Origin of the sequence: Kineococcus radiotolerans SRS30216 = ATCC BAA-149 (assembly GCF_000017305.1) — a bacterium.
In the GTDB taxonomy this organism is placed as follows: Bacteria; Actinomycetota; Actinomycetes; order Actinomycetales; family Kineococcaceae; genus Kineococcus; species Kineococcus radiotolerans.
This window is the reverse complement of record NC_009664.2, coordinates 1581684-1601469: the sequence shown is the minus strand read 5'-3', so window position 1 is coordinate 1601469 and position 19786 is coordinate 1581684. Positions and strand designations below refer to the sequence as shown.

General features: G+C 68.2%; 21 protein-coding genes. All 21 read left to right on the top strand.

Annotated elements, in window-relative coordinates:
• Positions 1-42 precede the first annotated feature (42 nt).
• The 21 genes from rpoB (at position 43) to KRAD_RS07605 (ending at position 19744) form a co-directional block, all read left to right on the top strand.
• Positions 43-3543, top strand: coding sequence for a DNA-directed RNA polymerase subunit beta (rpoB, locus tag KRAD_RS07705; RefSeq protein WP_157873824.1), 3501 nt, complete (start codon positions 43-45; stop codon positions 3541-3543).
• A gap of 126 nt (positions 3544-3669) precedes the next feature.
• Positions 3670-7551, top strand: a complete 3882-nt coding sequence (locus KRAD_RS07700; protein ID WP_012084988.1) for a DNA-directed RNA polymerase subunit beta' — start codon at positions 3670-3672, stop codon at positions 7549-7551.
• Positions 7552-7839: 288 nt separating this feature from the next.
• Positions 7840-8214 carry a 30S ribosomal protein S12 gene (gene rpsL / locus KRAD_RS07695; RefSeq protein WP_012084987.1) on the top strand — a complete coding sequence of 125 codons (375 nt, stop codon included), beginning with the start codon at positions 7840-7842 and terminating at the stop codon, positions 8212-8214.
• Between the two features lies 1 nt (position 8215).
• Positions 8216-8686, top strand: coding sequence for a 30S ribosomal protein S7 (gene rpsG / locus KRAD_RS07690; RefSeq protein WP_012084986.1), 471 nt, complete (start codon positions 8216-8218; stop codon positions 8684-8686).
• A 74-nt stretch (positions 8687-8760) separates the two neighbouring features.
• Positions 8761-10863 carry an elongation factor G gene (gene fusA, locus KRAD_RS07685; RefSeq protein WP_012084985.1) on the top strand — a complete coding sequence of 701 codons (2103 nt, stop codon included), beginning with the start codon at positions 8761-8763 and terminating at the stop codon, positions 10861-10863.
• 155 nt (positions 10864-11018) lie between these two features.
• Positions 11019-12212, top strand: coding sequence for an elongation factor Tu (gene tuf / locus KRAD_RS07680; RefSeq protein WP_012084984.1), 1194 nt, complete (start codon positions 11019-11021; stop codon positions 12210-12212).
• A gap of 476 nt (positions 12213-12688) precedes the next feature.
• Positions 12689-12997, top strand: coding sequence for a 30S ribosomal protein S10 (gene rpsJ / locus KRAD_RS07675; RefSeq protein ID WP_012084982.1), 309 nt, complete (start codon positions 12689-12691; stop codon positions 12995-12997).
• A 13-nt stretch (positions 12998-13010) separates the two neighbouring features.
• Positions 13011-13670, top strand: a complete 660-nt coding sequence (gene rplC / locus KRAD_RS07670; protein ID WP_012084981.1) for a 50S ribosomal protein L3 — start codon at positions 13011-13013, stop codon at positions 13668-13670.
• Between the two features lie 4 nt (positions 13671-13674).
• Positions 13675-14379 (top strand): 50S ribosomal protein L4, encoded by a 705-nt coding sequence (gene rplD / locus KRAD_RS07665; protein WP_012084980.1) that lies wholly within the window; start codon positions 13675-13677, stop codon positions 14377-14379.
• 5 nt (positions 14380-14384) lie between these two features.
• On the top strand, positions 14385-14687 hold the full coding sequence (gene rplW, locus KRAD_RS07660; protein ID WP_041292851.1) for a 50S ribosomal protein L23: 303 nt from the start codon (positions 14385-14387) through the stop codon (positions 14685-14687).
• Between the two features lie 56 nt (positions 14688-14743).
• Positions 14744-15580: a 50S ribosomal protein L2 gene (rplB, locus tag KRAD_RS07655; protein WP_012084978.1), complete on the top strand. Its 837-nt coding sequence runs from the start codon at positions 14744-14746 to the stop codon at positions 15578-15580.
• Between the two features lie 15 nt (positions 15581-15595).
• Entirely contained in the window at positions 15596-15877 is a 282-nt protein-coding gene (gene rpsS / locus KRAD_RS07650) for a 30S ribosomal protein S19 (protein ID WP_012084977.1), read from the top strand.
• Between the two features lie 55 nt (positions 15878-15932).
• Positions 15933-16313 (top strand): 50S ribosomal protein L22, encoded by a 381-nt coding sequence (rplV, locus tag KRAD_RS07645; RefSeq protein WP_012084976.1) that lies wholly within the window; start codon positions 15933-15935, stop codon positions 16311-16313.
• Positions 16313-17161: a 30S ribosomal protein S3 gene (gene rpsC / locus KRAD_RS07640; protein ID WP_012084975.1), complete on the top strand. Its 849-nt coding sequence runs from the start codon at positions 16313-16315 to the stop codon at positions 17159-17161. The genes rplV and rpsC overlap by 1 nt, the downstream gene beginning before the upstream one ends.
• 3 nt (positions 17162-17164) lie before the next feature.
• Positions 17165-17581: a 50S ribosomal protein L16 gene (gene rplP / locus KRAD_RS07635; protein ID WP_012084974.1), complete on the top strand. Its 417-nt coding sequence runs from the start codon at positions 17165-17167 to the stop codon at positions 17579-17581.
• Complete coding sequence (gene rpmC, locus KRAD_RS07630) at positions 17581-17829, top strand: 50S ribosomal protein L29 (protein WP_041291962.1); 249 nt, start codon at positions 17581-17583, stop codon at positions 17827-17829. The genes rplP and rpmC overlap by 1 nt, the downstream gene beginning before the upstream one ends.
• Complete coding sequence (gene rpsQ, locus KRAD_RS07625) at positions 17826-18110, top strand: 30S ribosomal protein S17 (RefSeq protein ID WP_012084972.1); 285 nt, start codon at positions 17826-17828, stop codon at positions 18108-18110. The genes rpmC and rpsQ overlap by 4 nt, the downstream gene beginning before the upstream one ends.
• A 134-nt stretch (positions 18111-18244) precedes the next feature.
• The gene (gene rplN / locus KRAD_RS07620; protein WP_012084971.1) at positions 18245-18613 is read left to right on the top strand and encodes a 50S ribosomal protein L14; all 369 of its coding nucleotides are present in this window, start codon (positions 18245-18247) and stop codon (positions 18611-18613) included.
• A 2-nt stretch (positions 18614-18615) separates the two neighbouring features.
• Positions 18616-18987, top strand: coding sequence for a 50S ribosomal protein L24 (gene rplX / locus KRAD_RS07615; RefSeq protein WP_012084970.1), 372 nt, complete (start codon positions 18616-18618; stop codon positions 18985-18987).
• Positions 18987-19556 carry a 50S ribosomal protein L5 gene (gene rplE / locus KRAD_RS07610; RefSeq protein ID WP_012084969.1) on the top strand — a complete coding sequence of 190 codons (570 nt, stop codon included), beginning with the start codon at positions 18987-18989 and terminating at the stop codon, positions 19554-19556. Before rplX ends, rplE begins: the two co-directional genes overlap by 1 nt.
• Before the next feature lie 2 nt (positions 19557-19558).
• Complete coding sequence (locus tag KRAD_RS07605) at positions 19559-19744, top strand: type Z 30S ribosomal protein S14 (RefSeq protein WP_012084968.1); 186 nt, start codon at positions 19559-19561, stop codon at positions 19742-19744.
• Positions 19745-19786: the final 42 nt, after the last annotated feature.

The window sequence follows — 19786 nt, the reverse complement described above, 5'->3', positions numbered from 1 at the left end:
CGGGCAGCGCGCAGAGTTCGCAGGCCCGTGGAAGGACCACTCTTGGCTGCCTCGCTTCCAGCGTCCGCACCGAACAGCACCTACATCGGCAACCAGTCGCCGCGCACCGTCTCGGGACGGTACTCCTTCGGCAAGATCCACGAACCCCTGGAGGTCCCCGACCTCCTCGCCCTGCAGACCGACAGCTTCGACTGGCTGCTCGGCAACAAGCGGTGGCAGGACCGCGTGGAGGCGTCCACCAACGGTGGCCTCGCCGTCCCGACGACCTCGGGCCTGGAGGAGATCTTCGAGGAGATCTCCCCGATCGAGGACTTCTCCGGCTCGATGTCGCTGTCGTTCCGCGACCACCGGTTCGAGCCGCCGAAGTACTCCCTCGACGACTGCAAGGAGCGCGACCTCACCTACTCCGCGCCGCTCTTCGTCACCGCGGAGTTCATCAACGGCAACACCGGTGAGATCAAGTCCCAGACGGTCTTCATGGGCGACTTCCCGCTCATGACCGACCGCGGCACCTTCGTCATCAACGGCACCGAGCGCGTCGTCGTGTCGCAGCTGGTCCGTTCCCCGGGCATCTACTTCGAGCGCGTGCCGGACAAGACCTCCGACCGCGACACCTGGACCGCGAAGATCATCCCCTCGCGCGGTGCCTGGCTGGAGTTCGAGATCGACAAGCGCGACACCGTCGGCGTCCGCGTCGACCGCAAGCGCAAGCAGTCGGTCACGGTCCTCATGAAGGCCCTGGGCTGGAGCGAGTCGCAGATCCGCGAGGAGTTCGCCGACTACGAGTCGATGATCTCCACGCTGGAGAAGGACCACACCTCCGGCGTCGAGGACGCGCTGCTGGACATCTACCGCAAGCTGCGCCCGGGCGAACCGCCGACGCAGGAGGCCGCGCGCAACCTCCTCGACAACCTCTACTTCAACCCCAAGCGCTACGACCTCGCCAAGGTCGGCCGCTACAAGGTGAACAAGAAGCTGGGGACCGAGGAGCCGCTGAGCGACAGCGTCCTCTCCGTCGACGACATCGTGCGCACCATCAAGTACCTGGTGAAGCTGCACGCCGGCGAGGTCACCATGCCGGGCGTCAAGAACGGCCAGCCCGTCGACGTGCGCGTCGAGGTCGACGACATCGACCACTTCGGCAACCGCCGCCTGCGCAGCGTGGGCGAGCTCATCCAGAACCAGGTCCGCACCGGCCTGTCCCGGATGGAGCGCGTCGTGCGCGAGCGCATGACGACGCAGGACGTCGAGGCCATCACGCCGCAGACGCTCATCAACATCCGTCCCGTCGTGGCCTCCATCAAGGAGTTCTTCGGGACCAGCCAGCTCTCGCAGTTCATGGACCAGACCAACCCCCTCGCGGGTCTGACCCACAAGCGCCGCCTGTCGGCGCTGGGTCCGGGCGGTCTGTCCCGTGAGCGGGCCGGCATGGAGGTCCGCGACGTCCACCCGTCGCACTACGGCCGCATGTGCCCCATCGAGACGCCGGAAGGCCCGAACATCGGCCTCATCGGGTCGCTGTCGTCCTACGGGCGCATCAACCCGTTCGGCTTCATCGAGACCCCCTACCGCAAGATCGTGGACGGGGTCGTCTCCGACGAGGTCGAGTACCTGACCGCCGACGAGGAGGACGCCTTCGTCATCGCGCAGGCCAACGCCCCCCTCGACGCGGACAGCCGCTTCGCCGAGGCCCGCGTCCTCGTGCGCGCCAAGGGCGGCGAGACGGAGTTCGTCCCGCGCGACGAGGTCGACTACATGGACGTCGCCGCGCGCCAGATGGTCTCGGTCGCGACCGCGATGATCCCGTTCCTCGAGCACGACGACGCCAACCGCGCGCTCATGGGCGCCAACATGCAGCGCCAGGCCGTGCCGCTGGTGAAGTCCGAGGCGCCGCTCATCGGCACCGGCATGGAGTTCCGCGCCGCGGTCGACGCCGGCGACGTCGTGGTGGCCACCAAGGCCGGCGTGGCGACGGACGTGTCCGCCGACATGATCACCACCAGCAACGACGACGGCACCTCCACGACCTACAAGGTCGCGAAGTTCCGCCGCTCCAACCACGGCACCGCCTACAACCAGCAGGTCGTCATCAACGAGGGCGACCGCGTCGAGGTCGGGACGGTGCTGGCCGACGGCCCCTCCACCGACGGCGGCGAGATGGCGCTGGGACGCAACCTGATGGTCGCGTTCATGCCGTGGGAGGGTCACAACTACGAGGACGCGATCATCCTGTCGCAGCGCCTCGTGCAGGACGACGTCCTCTCCTCGATCCACATCGAGGAGCACGAGGTCGACGCCCGCGACACCAAGCTCGGGCCCGAGGAGATCACCCGGGACATCCCGAACGTGGCCGAGGAGGTGCTGGCCGACCTCGACGAGCGCGGGATCATCCGCATCGGCGCCGAGGTCCGCGACGGCGACCTGCTCGTCGGCAAGGTCACGCCCAAGGGCGAGACCGAGCTGACCCCGGAGGAGCGCCTGCTGCGCGCGATCTTCGGCGAGAAGGCCCGCGAGGTCCGCGACACCTCCCTCAAGGTGCCCCACGGCGAGACGGGCACCGTCATCGGCGTCAAGGTCTTCGACCGCGACGAGGGCGACGAGCTGCCCCCGGGCGTGAACCAGCTGGTGCGCGTCTACGTGGCCAACAAGCGCAAGATCACCGACGGGGACAAGCTCGCCGGGCGCCACGGCAACAAGGGCGTCATCTCCAAGATCCTGCCCGTGGAGGACATGCCGTTCCTCGAGGACGGCACGCCGGTCGACGTGATCCTCAACCCGCTCGGCGTCCCGAGCCGGATGAACGTCGGTCAGGTCCTGGAGCTGCACCTCGGCTGGATCGCCAGCCGCGGCTGGAAGATCGAGGGTCAGCCGGACTGGGCGAAGCTCATCCCGGAGGAGATCCGCGAGGCGCCGGCCGGCTCCCGCATCGCGACGCCCGTCTTCGACGGTGCCCGCGAGGAGGAGATCACCGGTCTGCTCAGCTCGACGATCCCGACCCGCGACGGGGACCGCCTCGTCGGCGGCGACGGCAAGGCGCGGCTGTTCGACGGCCGCTCCGGCGAGCCGTTCCCGGACCCGGTGGCGGTCGGCTACATGTACATCCTGAAGCTGCACCACCTGGTCGACGACAAGATCCACGCCCGGTCGACGGGCCCGTACTCGATGATCACCCAGCAGCCGCTGGGTGGTAAGGCGCAGTTCGGTGGACAGCGCTTCGGCGAGATGGAGGTCTGGGCCCTGGAGGCCTACGGCGCCGCCTACGCCCTGCAGGAGCTGCTGACGATCAAGTCCGACGACGTGCTGGGCCGCGTGAAGGTCTACGAGGCCATCGTCAAGGGCGAGAACATCCCCGAGCCGGGCATCCCCGAGAGCTTCAAGGTGCTCATCAAGGAGATGCAGTCGCTGTGCCTGAACGTGGAGGTCCTCTCCTCCGACGGCATGGCCATCGAGATGCGGGACAGCGACGAGGACGTCTTCCGGGCGGCCGAGGAACTGGGCATCGACCTGGCCCGGCGCGAGCCGAGCAGCGTCGAAGAGGTCTGACGGACGGCGGGCGGGGGAGGGCCACGAGCCCTCCCCCCTCCGCCACCGGCCGGCCAACGGGGCCCCTGCTGAGGGGTTCCACGGACACAGTCAGACCTCGGAACACACGACAGAAAGAAGATTCCGTTGCTCGACGTCAACTTCTTCGACGAGCTGCGCATCGGGCTTGCCACCGCGGAGGACATCCGCACGTGGTCGCACGGTGAGGTCAAGAAGCCGGAAACCATCAACTACCGCACCCTGAAGCCGGAGAAGGACGGGCTCTTCTGCGAGAAGATCTTCGGTCCGACCCGGGACTGGGAGTGCTACTGCGGCAAGTACAAGCGCGTGCGCTTCAAGGGCATCATCTGCGAGCGCTGCGGTGTCGAGGTCACGCGGGCCAAGGTCCGTCGTGAGCGCATGGGGCACATCGAGCTGGCCGCCCCGGTCACCCACATCTGGTACTTCAAGGGTGTCCCGAGCCGGCTGGGCTACCTGCTCGACCTGGCCCCCAAGGACCTCGAGAAGGTCATCTACTTCGCCGCGTACATGATCACGTCGGTCGACGACGAGGCCCGCCAGCGCGACTTCTCCTCGCTGGAGGCCCAGATCGAGGTCGAGAAGCGCGAGGTGGAGAACCGTCGGGACTCCGACGTCGAGACCCGCGCCAAGACCCTCGAGCAGGACCTCGCCGAGCTCGAGGCCGAGGGCGCGAAGTCGGACGTGCGCCGCAAGGTGCGCGAGTCCGCCGAGCGCGAGATGGCGCAGATCCGTCGTCGCGCCGACGCCGAGATCGACCGCCTGGCCACGATCTGGGACCGCTTCCGCACCCTCAAGGTCCAGGACCTCGAGGGCGACGAGGTGCTCTACCGCGCCATGCGCGAGCGCTTCGGCCTATACTTCGAGGGCGGCATGGGCGCGGCGGCGCTGCAGAAGCGCCTCCAGAGCTTCGACCTCGAGGCCGAGGCCGAGTCCCTGCGTGAGACCATCGCGACGGGCAAGGGCCAGCGCAAGACCCGCGCCCTCAAGCGCCTCAAGGTCGTCTCGGCGTTCCTCACCACGCGGAACTCCCCCGAGGGCATGGTCCTCGACTGCGTCCCGGTCATCCCGCCGGACCTGCGCCCGATGGTGCAGCTCGACGGTGGCCGCTTCGCGACGAGCGACCTGAACGACCTCTACCGCCGCGTCATCAACCGCAACAACCGGTTGAAGCGCCTGCTCGACCTCGGGGCCCCCGAGATCATCGTCAACAACGAGAAGCGCATGCTGCAGGAGGCCGTCGACGCGCTGTTCGACAACGGCCGCCGCGGCCGGCCGGTGACGGGCCCGGGCAACCGCCCGCTGAAGTCGCTGTCCGACATGCTCAAGGGCAAGCAGGGCCGGTTCCGCCAGAACCTGCTCGGCAAGCGCGTCGACTACTCCGGCCGTTCGGTCATCGTCGTCGGCCCGCAGCTGAAGCTGCACCAGTGCGGTCTGCCCAAGCAGATGGCCCTGGAGCTCTTCAAGCCCTTCGTCATGAAGCGGCTCGTCGACCTCAGCCACGCGCAGAACATCAAGTCGGCCAAGCGCATGGTCGAGCGCGCCCGCCCGGTGGTCTGGGACGTCCTGTCCGAGGTCATCACCGAGCACCCGGTGCTGCTCAACCGCGCGCCCACGCTGCACCGCCTCGGCATCCAGGCCTTCGAGCCCCAGCTGGTCGAGGGCAAGGCCATCCAGATCCACCCGCTCGTCTGCACCGCGTTCAACGCGGACTTCGACGGCGACCAGATGGCCGTGCACGTGCCGCTGAGCGCGGAGGCGCAGGCCGAGGCCCGCATCCTCATGCTCTCGTCGAACAACATCCTCAAGCCGGCGGACGGCCGTCCGGTGACCATGCCCACCCAGGACATGATCATCGGTCTGTACCACCTGACCGCCGACCGGGACGACGTGGCCGGGGAGGGCCGGCAGTTCTCCTCGCTGGCCGAGGCGATCATGGCCTTCGACGCCAAGCAGCTGAACCTCAACGCCAAGGTGCGCATCCGCCTGTCGGGTGTCGTCCCGACGTCGGCCATGGCGCTGCCCGAGGACTGGCAGCAGGGCGACGACCTCGACGTGGAGACCACGCTGGGGCGGGCGCTGTTCAACGAGACGCTGCCGGTGGACTACGAGTACGTCAACGTCGTCGTGGACAAGAAGCAGCTCTCCGCGATCGTCAACGACCTCGCCGAGCGCTACCCGAAGGTCCAGGTGGCGGCGACGCTGGACGCCCTGAAGGAGGCCGGCTTCCACTGGGCCACCCGCTCGGGCACCACCGTCTCCATCGCCGACGTCGTGACGCCGCCGAACAAGCAGGCCATCCTCGAGACCTACGAGGCCAAGGCCGAGAAGGTCCAGCAGCAGTACGAGCGGGGTCTGATCACCGACGACGAGCGCCGTCAGGAGCTCATCGAGATCTGGACCCAGGCCACCAACGACGTCGCCAAGGACCTCGAGGCGGCCATGCCGACGCACAACACGATCCACCGCATGGTGAGCTCGGGTGCGCGAGGCAACTGGATGCAGATGCGTCAGCTCGCCGGCATGCGCGGCCTGATGGCCAACCCGAAGGGCGAGATCATCCCGCGCCCGGTCAAGGCCTCGTTCCGCGAGGGCCTGACCGTGGGTGAGTTCTTCATCACCACGCACGGCGCCCGCAAGGGGCTGGCGGACACCGCGCTGCGGACCGCCGACTCCGGGTACCTGACGCGTCGACTCGTCGACGTCTCCCAGGACGTCATCGTCCGCGAGGACGACTGCGGCACCTTCCGCGGCCTGTCGATGCCCATCGCGGAGAAGAACTCCGACGGCAGCCTGCGCCGCCACGACGACGTCGAGACCAGCGTCTACGCACGCACGCTGGCCACCGACGTGGTCGTCGACGGGGAGGTCGTCCTGCCGGCCGGGTCCGACCTGGGCGACGTCGTCATCGACGCCCTGGTCGAGCGCGGCGTGGAGAGCCTCAAGGTCCGCTCGGTGCTCACCTGCGAGTCCCGCGTGGGGACCTGCGCCCGCTGCTACGGCCGTTCGCTGGCCAGCGGCAAGCTCGTCGACATCGGCGAGGCCGTCGGCATCGTCGCGGCCCAGTCGATCGGCGAGCCCGGCACCCAGCTGACGATGCGCACCTTCCACACCGGTGGTGCCGCGTCGGAGTCCGGTGACATCACGCACGGTCTGCCGCGCGTGGTCGAGCTCTTCGAGGCCCGCACCCCCAAGGGGAACGCGCCGATCTCCGAGGTCGCGGGGCGCACCCGCATCGAGGAGACCGACAAGGGCCGCAAGATCGTCGTCACCCCCGACGACGGCGCCGAAGAGGTCGAGTACCCGGTGACGCGTCGTCAGCGCCTCCTCGTGGAGGACGGCACGCACGTCGAGGTCGGGCAGAAGCTCGTCCAGGGTGCGGTCGACCCCAAGCAGGTGCTGCGCATCCTCGGCCCGCGCCGGGTGCAGATGCACCTGGTCGACGAGGTGCAGGAGGTCTACCGCTCCCAGGGCGTGTCGATCCACGACAAGCACATCGAGGTCATCGTCCGCCAGATGCTCAAGCGGGTGACGATCATCGAGCAGAACGGTTCGGAGCTGCTGCCCGGTGAGCTCGTCGAGCGCGCGCGCTTCGAGGAGGAGAACCGCCGGGTCATGGCCGAGGGCGGTCAGCCGTCCTCGGGTCGCCCGGAGCTCATGGGCATCACGAAGGCGTCGCTCGCGACCGACTCGTGGCTGTCCGCCGCCTCCTTCCAGGAGACGACGCGCGTCCTGACCAACGCGGCCATGGAGGGCAAGAGCGACCCGCTGCTCGGGCTCAAGGAGAACGTCATCATCGGCAAGCTCATCCCGGCCGGCACGGGGCTCCCGCGCTACCGCAACGTCCGGGTGGAGCCGACCGAGGAAGCCAAGGCGCAGATGTACTCGGTGCCCGGCTACGACGACGTCGACTACGCGCAGTTCGGCGTGGGCTCCGGCCAGGCCGTGCCGCTCGAGGAGTTCGACTACGGCAGCAGCGACTACCGCTGAGGACCGCCACCGGGTCGCCCCTCCCCCCACCGGGGGAGGGGCGGCCCCCCGGTGGGTGCCGTCCCGGCGCCCACCTCGTTTTGACCACTGCCAGAGGCGGCGGGTAGTCTCGTGTCCGCTTGACACGAGCGCGCCCGCGACCAGGTGACAGGACGTCGCCGCCGCGGGACCTCGACCGAACGACACGCCCGACCTCGTGGGTCGGCCGGGGTCGAGCGCCGCCCACGACGGGCGGTGCGTCCCGAGGAACACCAGCCGACACACAAGATCGAAAAAGACGGAGACAGGGTGCCCACCATCCAGCAGCTGGTCCGCAAGGGCCGGGAGGACAAGGTCGTCAAGACCAAGACGCCCGCCCTCAAGGGCAGCCCGCAGCGACGCGGCGTGTGCACGCGCGTCTACACGACGACCCCGAAGAAGCCGAACTCGGCTCTGCGCAAGGTCGCCCGCGTCAAGCTGACGAGCGGCATCGAGGTCACCGCCTACATCCCGGGCGTGGGCCACAACCTCCAGGAGCACTCGATGGTCCTGGTCCGCGGCGGTCGCGTGAAGGACCTGCCCGGTGTCCGCTACAAGATCGTCCGCGGGTCGCTCGACACGCAGGGCGTGAAGAACCGCAAGCAGGCGCGCAGCCGCTACGGCGCCAAGAAGGAGAAGAGCTGACATGCCGCGCAAGGGCCCCGCACCCAAGCGTCCCCTCGTGGTGGACCCCGTCTACCAGTCCCCGCTGGTGACGCAGCTCGTCAACAAGATCCTCCTCGACGGGAAGAAGTCCGTCGCCGAGTCCATCGTGTACGGCGCCCTCGAGGGTGCCCGCGACAAGACCGGTGGCGACCCCGTCGTCGTGCTCAAGCGCGCGCTCGACAACGTCAAGCCCGCGATCGAGGTCAAGTCCCGCCGCGTCGGTGGTTCGACCTACCAGGTGCCCATCGAGGTGCGCCCCACCCGCTCCACGACGCTGGCCCTGCGCTGGCTCGTCGGTTACGCCCGTCAGCGTCGCGAGAAGACGATGACCGAGCGTCTGCTCAACGAGATCCTGGACGCTTCGAACGGCCTCGGTGCCGCGGTGAAGCGTCGTGAGGACACCCACAAGATGGCCGAGTCGAACCGGGCCTTCGCGCACTACCGCTGGTGACCCCAGTGGCGGGCACGCTGCTCAGCCGGAGTGGCCGACTCACCCCCTCGATCCCAGGGAAGAGGCAGTAAACCGTGGCACAGGACGTGCTGACGGACCTGACCAAGGTCCGCAACATCGGCATCATGGCGCACATCGACGCCGGCAAGACCACGACGACGGAGCGGATCCTCTTCTACACGGGGATCAACTACAAGATCGGCGAGGTCCACGACGGCGCGGCCACGATGGACTGGATGGCTCAGGAGCAGGAGCGGGGCATCACCATCACCTCCGCCGCCACCACCTGCTTCTGGGAGGGCACCCAGATCAACATCATCGACACGCCCGGCCACGTCGACTTCACGGTCGAGGTCGAGCGCTCCCTGCGCGTCCTCGACGGCGCGGTCGCCGTCTTCGACGGCAAGGAGGGTGTCGAGCCCCAGTCCGAGACCGTGTGGCGGCAGGCGGACAAGTACGACGTCCCGCGCATCTGCTTCGTCAACAAGATGGACAAGCTGGGCGCCGACTTCTTCTTCACCGTCGGCACCATCAGCGACCGCCTGGGCGCCGAGCCGCTGGTCATGCAGCTGCCGATCGGCGCGGAGAACTCCTTCGCCGGCGTCGTCGACCTGGTCCACATGCGCGCCCTCACCTGGCGCGGCGAGGTCCAGATGGGCGCCGACTACACCGTCGAGGAGATCCCCGCGGACCTCCTCGACCAGGCCAACGAGTACCGCGCCAAGCTCGTCGAGCGCGTGGCCGAGACCGACGAGGCCCTCCTCGAGAAGTACCTCGGCGGCGAGGACCTCACCCCCGAGGAGATCAAGGCCGCGGTCCGCAAGCTGACGATCAACAGCGAGCTGTACCCGATCTTCTGCGGCTCCGCGTTCAAGAACAAGGGCGTCCAGCCCATGCTCGACGCGGTCATCGACTACCTCCCCTCGCCCCTCGACGTGAAGCCCATGATCGGGCACAAGGTCGGCGACGAGTCGGTGGAGATCATCCGCAAGCCGGACGCGACCGAGCCGTTCTCGGCCCTCGCGTTCAAGGTCGCGGCGCACCCGTTCTTCGGCAAGCTGACCTACGTCCGGGTGTACTCGGGCGTCGTCGCGGCCGGCTCGCAGGTCGTGAACTCGACCAAGGGCAAGAAGGAGCGCATCGGGAAGCTCTTCCAGATGCACTCCAACAAGGAGAACCCGGTCGACGAGGCCCGCGCGGGTCACATCTACGCGATGATCGGCCTGAAGGAGACGACGACGGGCGACACGCTGTCCGACTCGGCTCAGCAGGTCGTCCTCGAGTCGATGACCTTCCCCGAGCCCGTCATCTCGGTCGCCATCGAGCCCAAGACCAAGGGCGACCAGGAGAAGCTCGGCACCGCGATCCAGCGCCTGGCCGAGGAGGACCCGACCTTCCAGGTCGAGCTCGACCAGGAGACCGGTCAGACGATCATCAAGGGGATGGGCGAGCTCCACCTCGACATCCTCGTCGACCGGATGAAGCGCGAGTACAAGGTCGAGGCGAACGTCGGCAAGCCGCAGGTCGCCTACCGCGAGACGATCCGTCGCGCGGTGCTGAAGGAGGACTACGTCCACAAGAAGCAGACCGGCGGTTCGGGCCAGTACGCCAAGGTGCAGGTCTCGATCGAGCCCCTGGACACCGCGGACGGGACGTTCTACGAGTTCGTGAACGCCGTCACCGGTGGCCGCGTCCCGCGCGAGTACATCCCCTCCGTGGACAACGGCATCCAGGAGGCCATGCAGGAGGGTGTCGTCGCGGGGTACCCCCTCGTCGGCATCAAGGCCTCCCTCATCGACGGTGCGGCGCACGACGTCGACTCGTCGGAGATGGCCTTCAAGATCGCGGGCAAGATGGTCCTGCGCGAAGCTGTCCGCAAGGCTCAGCCCGTGCTGCTCGAGCCCGTCATGGCCGTCGAGGTGCGTACGCCCGCCGACTACATGGGCGACGTCATCGGCGACCTGAACTCCCGCCGTGGGCAGATCGAGTCCATGGAGGACGTCAGCGGGGCCAAGCTCGTGAAGGCCTCCGTCCCGCTGTCCGAGATGTTCGGCTACGTCGGCGACCTCCGGTCGAAGACGCAGGGCCGGGCGGTCTACTCGATGCAGTTCTCCAACTACGCTGAAGTCCCGCGGAACGTGGCGGACGAGATCGTGAAGAAGGTCCGCGGGGAGTGACCCTCTCCTGACGCACTCGGGGGGACGGCCCACGCCGGACCGTCCCCCCTGCACGACCCCTGGACCACCGCCGTGTGGGCCAGTGACCAGCCAGGTCACCCACCCACCCGTTGAACCGGGTCGGGGAAATAACGACAGTCCGAGGAGGACCCCCAGTGGCGAAGGCGAAGTTCGAGCGGACCAAGCCGCACGTCAACATCGGCACGATCGGTCACATCGACCACGGGAAGACGACGCTGACCGCGGCGATCACCCGCGTGCTGCACGACAAGTTCCCGGAGCTGAACAAGGCGTCGGCGTTCGACCAGATCGACAAGGCGCCCGAAGAGCGCCAGCGCGGCATCACGATCTCGATCGCGCACGTCGAGTACCAGACCGAGGCGCGTCACTACGCCCACGTCGACTGCCCGGGTCACGCGGACTACATCAAGAACATGATCACGGGTGCGGCGCAGATGGACGGCGCCATCCTCGTGGTCGCGGCCACCGACGGCCCGATGCCGCAGACGAAGGAGCACGTCATCCTGGCCCGCCAGGTCGGCGTCCCCTACATCGTCGTCGCGCTGAACAAGGCCGACATGGTCGAGGACGAGGAGCTCCTCGAGCTCGTCGAGATGGAGGTGCGTGAGCTCCTCTCGTCCTACGAGTTCCCGGGCGACGACGTCCCCGTGGTCCGCGTCTCGGCGCTGAAGGCCCTCGAGGGCGACGCCGAGTGGGGCGACAAGCTGATGGAGCTCATGGACGCGGTCGACACCGCGATCCCGGAGCCCGAGCGCGCGATCGACCAGCCGTTCCTCATGCCCATCGAGGACGTCTTCACGATCACCGGCCGCGGCACCGTCGTGACCGGGCGCATCGAGCGCGGTGTCCTGAACGTCAACCAGGAGGTCGAGGTCGTCGGCATCAAGCCGACCTCCACCAAGACCACCGTGACCAGCATCGAGATGTTCAACAAGATGCTGGACACCGGCCAGGCCGGCGACAACGCCGCCCTGCTCCTGCGTGGCCTCAAGCGCGACGACGTCGAGCGCGGCCAGGTCGTGGTCAAGCCCGGCAGCATCACGCCGCACACCGAGTTCGAGGGCCAGGCGTACATCCTGTCCAAGGACGAGGGTGGCCGTCACACGCCCTTCTACAACAACTACCGTCCGCAGTTCTACTTCCGGACGACCGACGTCACCGGCGTCGTCTCGCTGCCCGAGGGCACCGAGATGGTCATGCCCGGCGACAACACCGAGATGAAGGTCGACCTCATCCAGCCCATCGCGATGGAAGAGGGCCTGAAGTTCGCCATCCGCGAGGGTGGCCGCACCGTGGGCGCCGGCCGGGTCGTCAAGATCCTCAAGTGAGCTGAGCCGCCGGGGGAGGGGTCACCCCCCTCCGGCGGGTCGCCCACCGCACGGAGGGGCGGGTCCACCTGGACCCGCCCCTTCGTCGTGCAGCGCACTGCGCTGCAGTCCTCGCAGTAGCCACCGCGTTGCTGCTGCTGGCTCGATTCGCCAACGACCCACCTCGTCTGGCAGACTGTCGGGGTTGCTGCGCCGCTGGTTCGCGCCTGGATCAAGATCTCACCCGATCCGGGGACCGAACCAGGACCACGGGCAGCGACCGCGAACGTCGAACGTCTCGTACGGGCGGCGGACGGTTCACCTGGAACCCCCAGGGCAACCTGAACAGGACGACAGGTCCACACCGGGCAACCGAGTGAGGGTGGAGATCGCGCTGAGGCGCGACACGCCCGACCTCGGGGGTCGGGGCACCGAGCAGGTGCTCCGCGCCGCGCGCGAGTCAGTAGCGGTACGAAGAGAGAGAGTCAGACGACGCCATGGCGGGACAGAAGATCCGCATCAGGCTCAAGGCCTACGACCACGAGGTCATCGACAGCTCGGCGCGCAAGATCGTCGACACGGTGACCCGGACGGGCGCCTCGGTCGCTGGGCCCGTGCCGCTGCCGACCGAGAAGAACGTCTACTGCGTTATCCGCTCGCCGCACAAGTACAAGGACAGCCGCGAGCACTTCGAGATGCGCACTCACAAGCGCCTCATCGACATCATCGACCCGACGCCGAAGACCGTCGACTCGCTCATGCGGCTCGACCTCCCGGCCGGGGTCGACATCGAGATCAAGCTCTGAGGGACTGCACACGATGAGCGACAGGCAAGTGCGAGGGGTGCTCGGCACCAAGCTCGGCATGACGCAGCTGTGGGACGCGGACAACCGCATCGTCCCCGTGACCGTCGTCAAGGTCGAGCCGAACGTCGTCACCCAGATCCGCACCACTACCGTTGACGGCTACGAGGCCGTCCAGCTGGCCACCACGGCCATCGCGCAGCGCAAGGCCACCAAGCCCGCTGCCGGGCACTTCGAGAAGGCCGGCGTCGCCCCGCGTCGCCACCTGGTCGAGCTGCGCACCACCGACGCCGCGGACTACTCCCTGGGTCAGGAGGTCACCGCCGAGGCCTTCGCCACCGGCGCGACCGTCGACGTGGTCGGCACCACCAAGGGCAAGGGCTTCGCCGGTGTCATGAAGCGTCACGGCTTCCACGGCGTCGGCGCCTCCCACGGTGCGCACCGCAACCACCGCAAGCCCGGGTCGATCGGCGGCTGCGCCACCCCGGGTCGCGTGTTCAAGGGCATGCGGATGGCCGGTCGCATGGGTGCGGCTCGCCAGACCACCCAGAACCTGACCGTGCAGGCGGTCGACGCGGAGAAGGGCCTGCTGCTCATCACGGGCGCGATCCCCGGTCCCCGCGGCGGCCTCGTGCTCGTCAAGAGCGCCTCCAAGGCGCGCGTGAAGGAGGCCTGAGCACATGACTGAGACGACTCAGACCACCGAGGCCATCACCGTCCCGCTGCGGACCGCCGACGGCGGCAGCAACGGCACCGTGGAGCTGCCCGCCAAGGACTTCGGTCGCCAGGCGAACATCTCGCTGATCCACCAGGTCGTGACCGCGCAGCTCGCCGCGGCCCGCCAGGGCACCCACTCGACCAAGCGTCGGGGCGAGGTCCGCGGTGGCGGCAAGAAGCCGTACAAGCAGAAGGGCACCGGCCGCGCCCGTCAGGGCTCGCTGCGCGCCCCGCAGTTCACCGGTGGTGGCATCGTGCACGGCCCCAAGCCGCGCGACTACTCCCAGCGCACCCCCAAGAAGATGAAGGCCGCCGCCCTGCGCGGTGCCCTCTCCGACCGGGTGCGTCACGAGCGTCTGCACGTCGTCGAGGGCCTGGCCGCGGGGGAGACCCCCTCGACCAAGACCGCTCGCGCGCTCATCGCGACGCTCTCCGGCCGCAAGAACGTGCTGGTCGTCCTGACCCGCGACGACGACGTCTCGCAGAAGTCCCTGCGCAACCTCGACAACGTGCACGTCCTGCCGGCCGACCAGCTGAACACCTACGACGTCGTGAAGAGCGACGACGTCGTCTTCACCCGCGCGGCGCTCGACGCCTTCGTCGCGGGTCCGCCGGCCGGTCGCAGCGCGACCGCGGTGGCGGCCGAGTCCGAAGGGAGCACCCTGTGAGTGCGATCGGTGGAACCCAGAAGGACCCGCGCGACATCCTGCTCGCGCCGGTCGTCTCGGAGAAGAGCTACGCGCTCATCGACGAGGGGAAGTACACGTTCCTCGTGGACCCGAGGGCGAACAAGACCGAGATCAAGGTCGCGGTCGAGAGCGTCTTCGGCGTCAAGGTCTCGTCGGTGAACACCGCGAACCGGCAGGGCAAGAGCCGTCGCACCCGGTACGGCACGGGTAAGCGCAAGGACACCAAGCGGGCCATCGTGACGTTGCGCGAGGGCACGATCGACATCTTCGGCGGCGCGGTCGCCTGAGCCCCAGGGCTCGCACGACTGCCGTAGACAACCTTCGAACCCGAGGAAACGCTGCAATGGGAATCCGCAAGTACAAGCCGACGACGCCGGGCCGCCGCGGCTCGTCCGTCGCCGACTTCGTCGAGATCACGCGGAGCGAGCCTGAGAAGTCGCTCGTCCGTCCGCTGTCCAAGACCGGTGGCCGCAACTCGTCCGGTCGCATCACCACCCGTCACATCGGTGGTGGCCACAAGCGCGCTTACCGTCTGATCGACTTCCGTCGTCACGACAAGGACGGCGTGCCGGCCAAGGTCGCGCACATCGAGTACGACCCGAACCGCACCGCGCGCATCGCGCTGCTGCACTACGTGGACGGCGAGAAGCGCTACATCATCGCGCCGGCGAAGCTGAAGCAGGGCGACCGGATCGAGAACGGCCCCGAGGCCGACATCAAGCCGGGCAACAACCTGCCGCTGCGCAACATCCCCGTCGGCACGGTGATCCACGCCATCGAGATCCGTCCCGGTGGCGGTGCCAAGATCGCCCGCTCCGCCGGGGCCAGCGTCCAGCTCGTCGCCCGCGAGGGCCGCTTCGCCCAGCTGCGCATGCCGTCGGGCGAGATCCGCAACGTCGACGTGCGCTGCCGCGCCACGATCGGCGAGGTCGGCAACGCCGAGCAGTCGAACATCAACTGGGGCAAGGCCGGCCGCATGCGCTGGAAGGGCAAGCGCCCGACCGTCCGCGGTGTCGCCATGAACCCGATCGACCACCCGCACGGTGGTGGTGAGGGGAAGACCTCCGGTGGTCGTCACCCCGTCAGCCCCTGGGGTCAGCCTGAAGGCCGTACGCGGCGTCCGGGCAAGGAGAGCGACAAGCTCATCGTCCGTCGCCGCCGCACCGGCAAGAAGCGCTGATAGGGAGTTCAGGCCATGCCTCGCAGCTTGAAGAAGGGCCCGTTCGTCGACGACCACCTGCAGAAGAAGGTGGACGCTCAGAACGAGGCCGGTACGCACAACGTCATCCGGACCTGGTCCCGCCGTTCGGTCGTCACGCCGGACTTCCTGGGTCACACGTTCGCGGTGCACGACGGCCGCAAGCACACCCCCGTCTTCGTCACGGAGTCGATGGTGGGGCACAAGCTCGGCGAGTTCGCGCCCACGCGCACGTTCAAGGGCCACGAGAAGGACGACCGCAAGGGTCGTCGCCGCTGAGCCACCCGCTCAGCGACTCAACCTTCAGAGACCGAAACCAGGAAGCAGGACAGGGATGGAAGCCAAGGCGCAGACGCGGTACCTCCGCGTCACGCCCCAGAAGGCGCGCCGAGTCGTCGACCTCGTCCGGGGCAAGCAGGCCACTGAGGCCGTCGCAGTGCTCTCGTTCGCCCCGCAGTCGGCGGCCGAGCCCGTTCGCAAGCTCGTCGAGAGCGCCATGGCGAACGCGAAGTTCCACGCGGACAAGCACTCCGAGGCCTTCGACCCGGCCGAGTACGTCGTCAAGGCGATCCACGTGGACGAAGGTCCGACGATGAAGCGCTTCCGTCCCCGTGCCCAAGGGCGCGCGGGGCGCATCTTGAAGCGCACGAGCCACATCACCGTGGTCGTCGCCCCGGCCGTCAAGGGCGCCAAGAAGACGAGGAGGACCCGCTGATGGGACAGAAGGTCAACCCGTTCGGGTTCCGACTGGGCATCACCACCGACCACCGCAGCCGGTGGTTCGCCGACTCCACCAAGACTGGTCAGCGCTACGCCGACTACGTCAAGGAGGACGTCGCGATCCGCAGGCTCATGTCCAAGGGCATGGAGCGGGCCGGCATCTCCAAGGTGGAGATCGAGCGCACCCGTGACCGCGTGCGCGTCGACATCCACACCGCCCGGCCGGGCATCGTCATCGGCCGTCGCGGCGCGGAGGCCGACCGCATCCGCACCGAGCTCGAGAAGCTCACCGGCAAGCAGGTGCAGCTGAACATCCTCGAGGTCAAGAACCCCGAGGTGGACGCCCAGCTCGTCGCGCAGGGTGTCGCCGAGCAGCTCGCCAGCCGCGTCTCGTTCCGCCGCGCCATGCGCAAGGGGATGCAGACGACGATGCGCTCCGGGGCCAAGGGCATCCGGGTGCAGTGCGCCGGCCGTCTCGGCGGCGCCGAGATGAGCCGTTCGGAGTTCTACCGCGAAGGCCGTGTGCCGCTGCACACCCTGCGCGCGAACATCGACTACGGGTTCTACGAGGCCCGCACGACCTTCGGCCGCATCGGCGTGAAGGTCTGGATCTACCACGGCGACATCACCAGCCGTGAGCTCGCCCAGTCGCAGGCCGCCGCCCCGCGCGCCCCGCGTCGCAACGAGCGCGGCGACCGCCCCGACCGCGGTGCGCGTCGCACCCGTCCTGCCCAGGACACCACCGCGCCCGTCGCCGAGGCCGTTGCCACCGGCAGCGCCCCGACCGGCACCGCGGCGACCGAGCCGGTCATCGGCAAGGGTTCCAACGGAACGGAGGCCTGAGTCGTGCTCATCCCACGGCGAGTCAAGCACCGCAAGCAGCACCACCCCACGCGGCGTGGAGCGGCTTCCGGCGGCACCCGGGTCACCTTCGGCGACTACGGCATCATGGCCGTCGAAGGCGGCTACGTCACCAACCGGCAGATCGAGTCCGCTCGTATCGCCATCACCCGCCACATCCGTCGTGGCGGCAAGGTCTGGATCAACATCTACCCGGACCGGCCGCTGACGAAGAAGCCCGCCGAGACCCGCATGGGTTCCGGCAAGGGCTCGCCGGAGTGGTGGATCGCGAACATCAAGCCCGGACGCGTCATGTTCGAGCTGTCCTTCCCCACCGAGAAGATCGCCACGGAGGCGCTGACCCGCGCCATCCACAAGCTTCCGGTCAAGTGCAAGATCGTGCGCCGCGAGGGTGGTGAGTGATGGCCGTCGGGACCAAGGGCCTGAGCGCCGACGAGCTGCGTGAGTTCGCCGACGCCAAGCTGGTCGATGAGCTGAAGAAGGCGAAGGAAGAGCTGTTCAACCTGCGCTTCCAGTCCGCGACCGGTCAGCTGGAGAACAACTCCCGGCTGAAGGCCGTGAAGCGGGACATCTCCCGCATCTACACGACGATGCGCGAGCGCGAGCTCGGCATCACCGAGGCGCCGATCACGAAGGAGGCTGCCGAGTGAGCGAGCAGACCAGCGCCGCCAGCACCACCGATCGCGGCGACCGCAAGACGCGCCGCGGGTACGTCGTCAGCGACAAGATGCAGAAGACCGTGGTGGTCGAGGTCGAGGACCGCGTGAAGCACCCGCTCTACGCGAAGGTCATCCGCCGCACCACCAAGGTCAAGGCGCACGACGAGGTCGAGACGGCCGGTGTGGGCGACCTCGTCCTCATCGCCGAGACCCGTCCGCTGTCGGCGACCAAGCGCTGGCGCGTCGTCGAGGTGCTCGAACGCGCGAAGTGATTCGTGCGCGTCCGCGCGCAGCGACTGACGTCGGGTGGGTCGCCATCGCGGCCCACCCCCAGATTCCATGTCCGTTCGGCCAGGCTCGCCACCTCAGCGGTTGGTCGAGAACCGGCGCGACGAAGGAGTAGAGAGTGATCCAGCAGGAGTCGCGGCTCAAGGTCGCCGACAACACGGGTGCCAAGGAGATCTTGTGCATCCGCGTGCTCGGCGGCTCCGGCCGCCGCTACGCCGGCATCGGTGACGTGATCGTGGCCACGGTCAAGGACGCCATCCCCGGTGGGAACGTCAAGAAGGGCGACGTGGTCAAGGCCGTCATCGTCCGCACGAAGAAGGAGCGTCGGCGCGCCGACGGTTCCTACATCCGATTCGACGAGAACGCCGCGGTGATCCTCCGTGCCGACGGCGACCCGCGCGGTACCCGCATCTTCGGGCCCGTCGGTCGTGAACTGCGCGAGAAGAAGTTCATGCGCATCATCTCGCTGGCTCCGGAGGTGCTCTGACCATGGGGAAGACCCGCATCAAGAAGGGTGACCTGGTCCAGGTCATCACCCGCGTCCGCGGTCGTCGCAACGCGGACGGGACCAAGACGTCCGACCTCGGCAAGCAGGGCAAGGTGCTCGAGGTCATCGCCGAGACCGACCGCGTCCTCGTCGAGGGCGTCAACCGCATCAAGCGGCACACCAAGGCCCGTCCGGGGGTGGAGGGCGGCATCGTCGAGCGCGAGGCCCCCATCCACATCAGCAACGTGCAGCTCGTCGACCCGGAGACCAAGAAGCCGACCCGCGTGGGCATCCGCACGGAGCAGGTCGAGCGCGACGGTCGCACCAAGACCAACCGCATCCGCGTCGCCAAGCGTTCCGGCAAGGACATCTGATGACCACCACGACTGAAGCCCGTGCGTTGCCGCGTCTGAAGCAGCGCTACCGCGACGAGATCAAGGGTCAGCTGCACGAGCAGTTCTCCTACGGCAACGTCATGCAGATCCCCGGCCTGACCAAGGTCGTGGTGAACATGGGTGTCGGCGAGGCCGCTCGCGACTCCAAGCTCATCGACGGCGCGGTCCGCGACCTCACGGCCATCACCGGTCAGAAGCCGCAGATCACCAAGGCCCGCAAGTCCATCGCCCAGTTCAAGCTGCGCGAGGGCATGCCGATCGGCTGCCACACCACGCTGCGGGGCGACCGCATGTGGGAGTTCCTGGACCGGCTGCTGTCGCTGGCGCTCCCGCGCATCCGCGACTTCCGCGGTCTGTCGCCGAAGCAGTTCGACGGCAACGGCAACTACACCTTCGGTCTCAACGAGCAGTCGATGTTCCACGAGATCGACCAGGACAAGATCGACCGCGTCCGCGGCATGGACATCACGGTCGTGACGACGGCGACGACCGACGATGAAGGCCGTGCGCTGCTGCGTGCCCTGGGCTTCCCGTTCAAGGAGAACTGACCGTGGCGAAGACCGCTCTGATCACCAAGGCCGCGCGCAAGCCGAAGTTCAAGGTGCGGGGTTACACCCGCTGCCAGCGCTGCGGGCGCCCGCACGCCGTGTTCCGCAAGTTCGGCCTCTGCCGCATCTGCGTTCGCGAGATGGCTCACGCCGGCGAGCTGCCCGGCGTGACCAAGAGCAGCTGGTGAGTGGCATCGAGCTGCTGGTGACTTCTGACATCATTTCGACGA

Coding starts and splice junctions, on each gene's coding strand:
- rpsS (WP_012084977.1), top strand. CDS start 15,596: ATGCCTCGCAGCTTGAAGAAGGGCCCGTTCGTCGACGACCACCTGCAG.
- rplC (WP_012084981.1), top strand. CDS start 13,011: ATGAGCGACAGGCAAGTGCGAGGGGTGCTCGGCACCAAGCTCGGCATG.
- rpmC (WP_041291962.1), top strand. CDS start 17,581: ATGGCCGTCGGGACCAAGGGCCTGAGCGCCGACGAGCTGCGTGAGTTC.
- rplD (WP_012084980.1), top strand. CDS start 13,675: ATGACTGAGACGACTCAGACCACCGAGGCCATCACCGTCCCGCTGCGG.
- rplB (WP_012084978.1), top strand. CDS start 14,744: ATGGGAATCCGCAAGTACAAGCCGACGACGCCGGGCCGCCGCGGCTCG.
- rplE (WP_012084969.1), top strand. CDS start 18,987: ATGACCACCACGACTGAAGCCCGTGCGTTGCCGCGTCTGAAGCAGCGC.
- rpsJ (WP_012084982.1), top strand. CDS start 12,689: ATGGCGGGACAGAAGATCCGCATCAGGCTCAAGGCCTACGACCACGAG.
- rplX (WP_012084970.1), top strand. CDS start 18,616: ATGGGGAAGACCCGCATCAAGAAGGGTGACCTGGTCCAGGTCATCACC.
- rplV (WP_012084976.1), top strand. CDS start 15,933: ATGGAAGCCAAGGCGCAGACGCGGTACCTCCGCGTCACGCCCCAGAAG.
- rpsC (WP_012084975.1), top strand. CDS start 16,313: ATGGGACAGAAGGTCAACCCGTTCGGGTTCCGACTGGGCATCACCACC.
- rpsG (WP_012084986.1), top strand. CDS start 8,216: ATGCCGCGCAAGGGCCCCGCACCCAAGCGTCCCCTCGTGGTGGACCCC.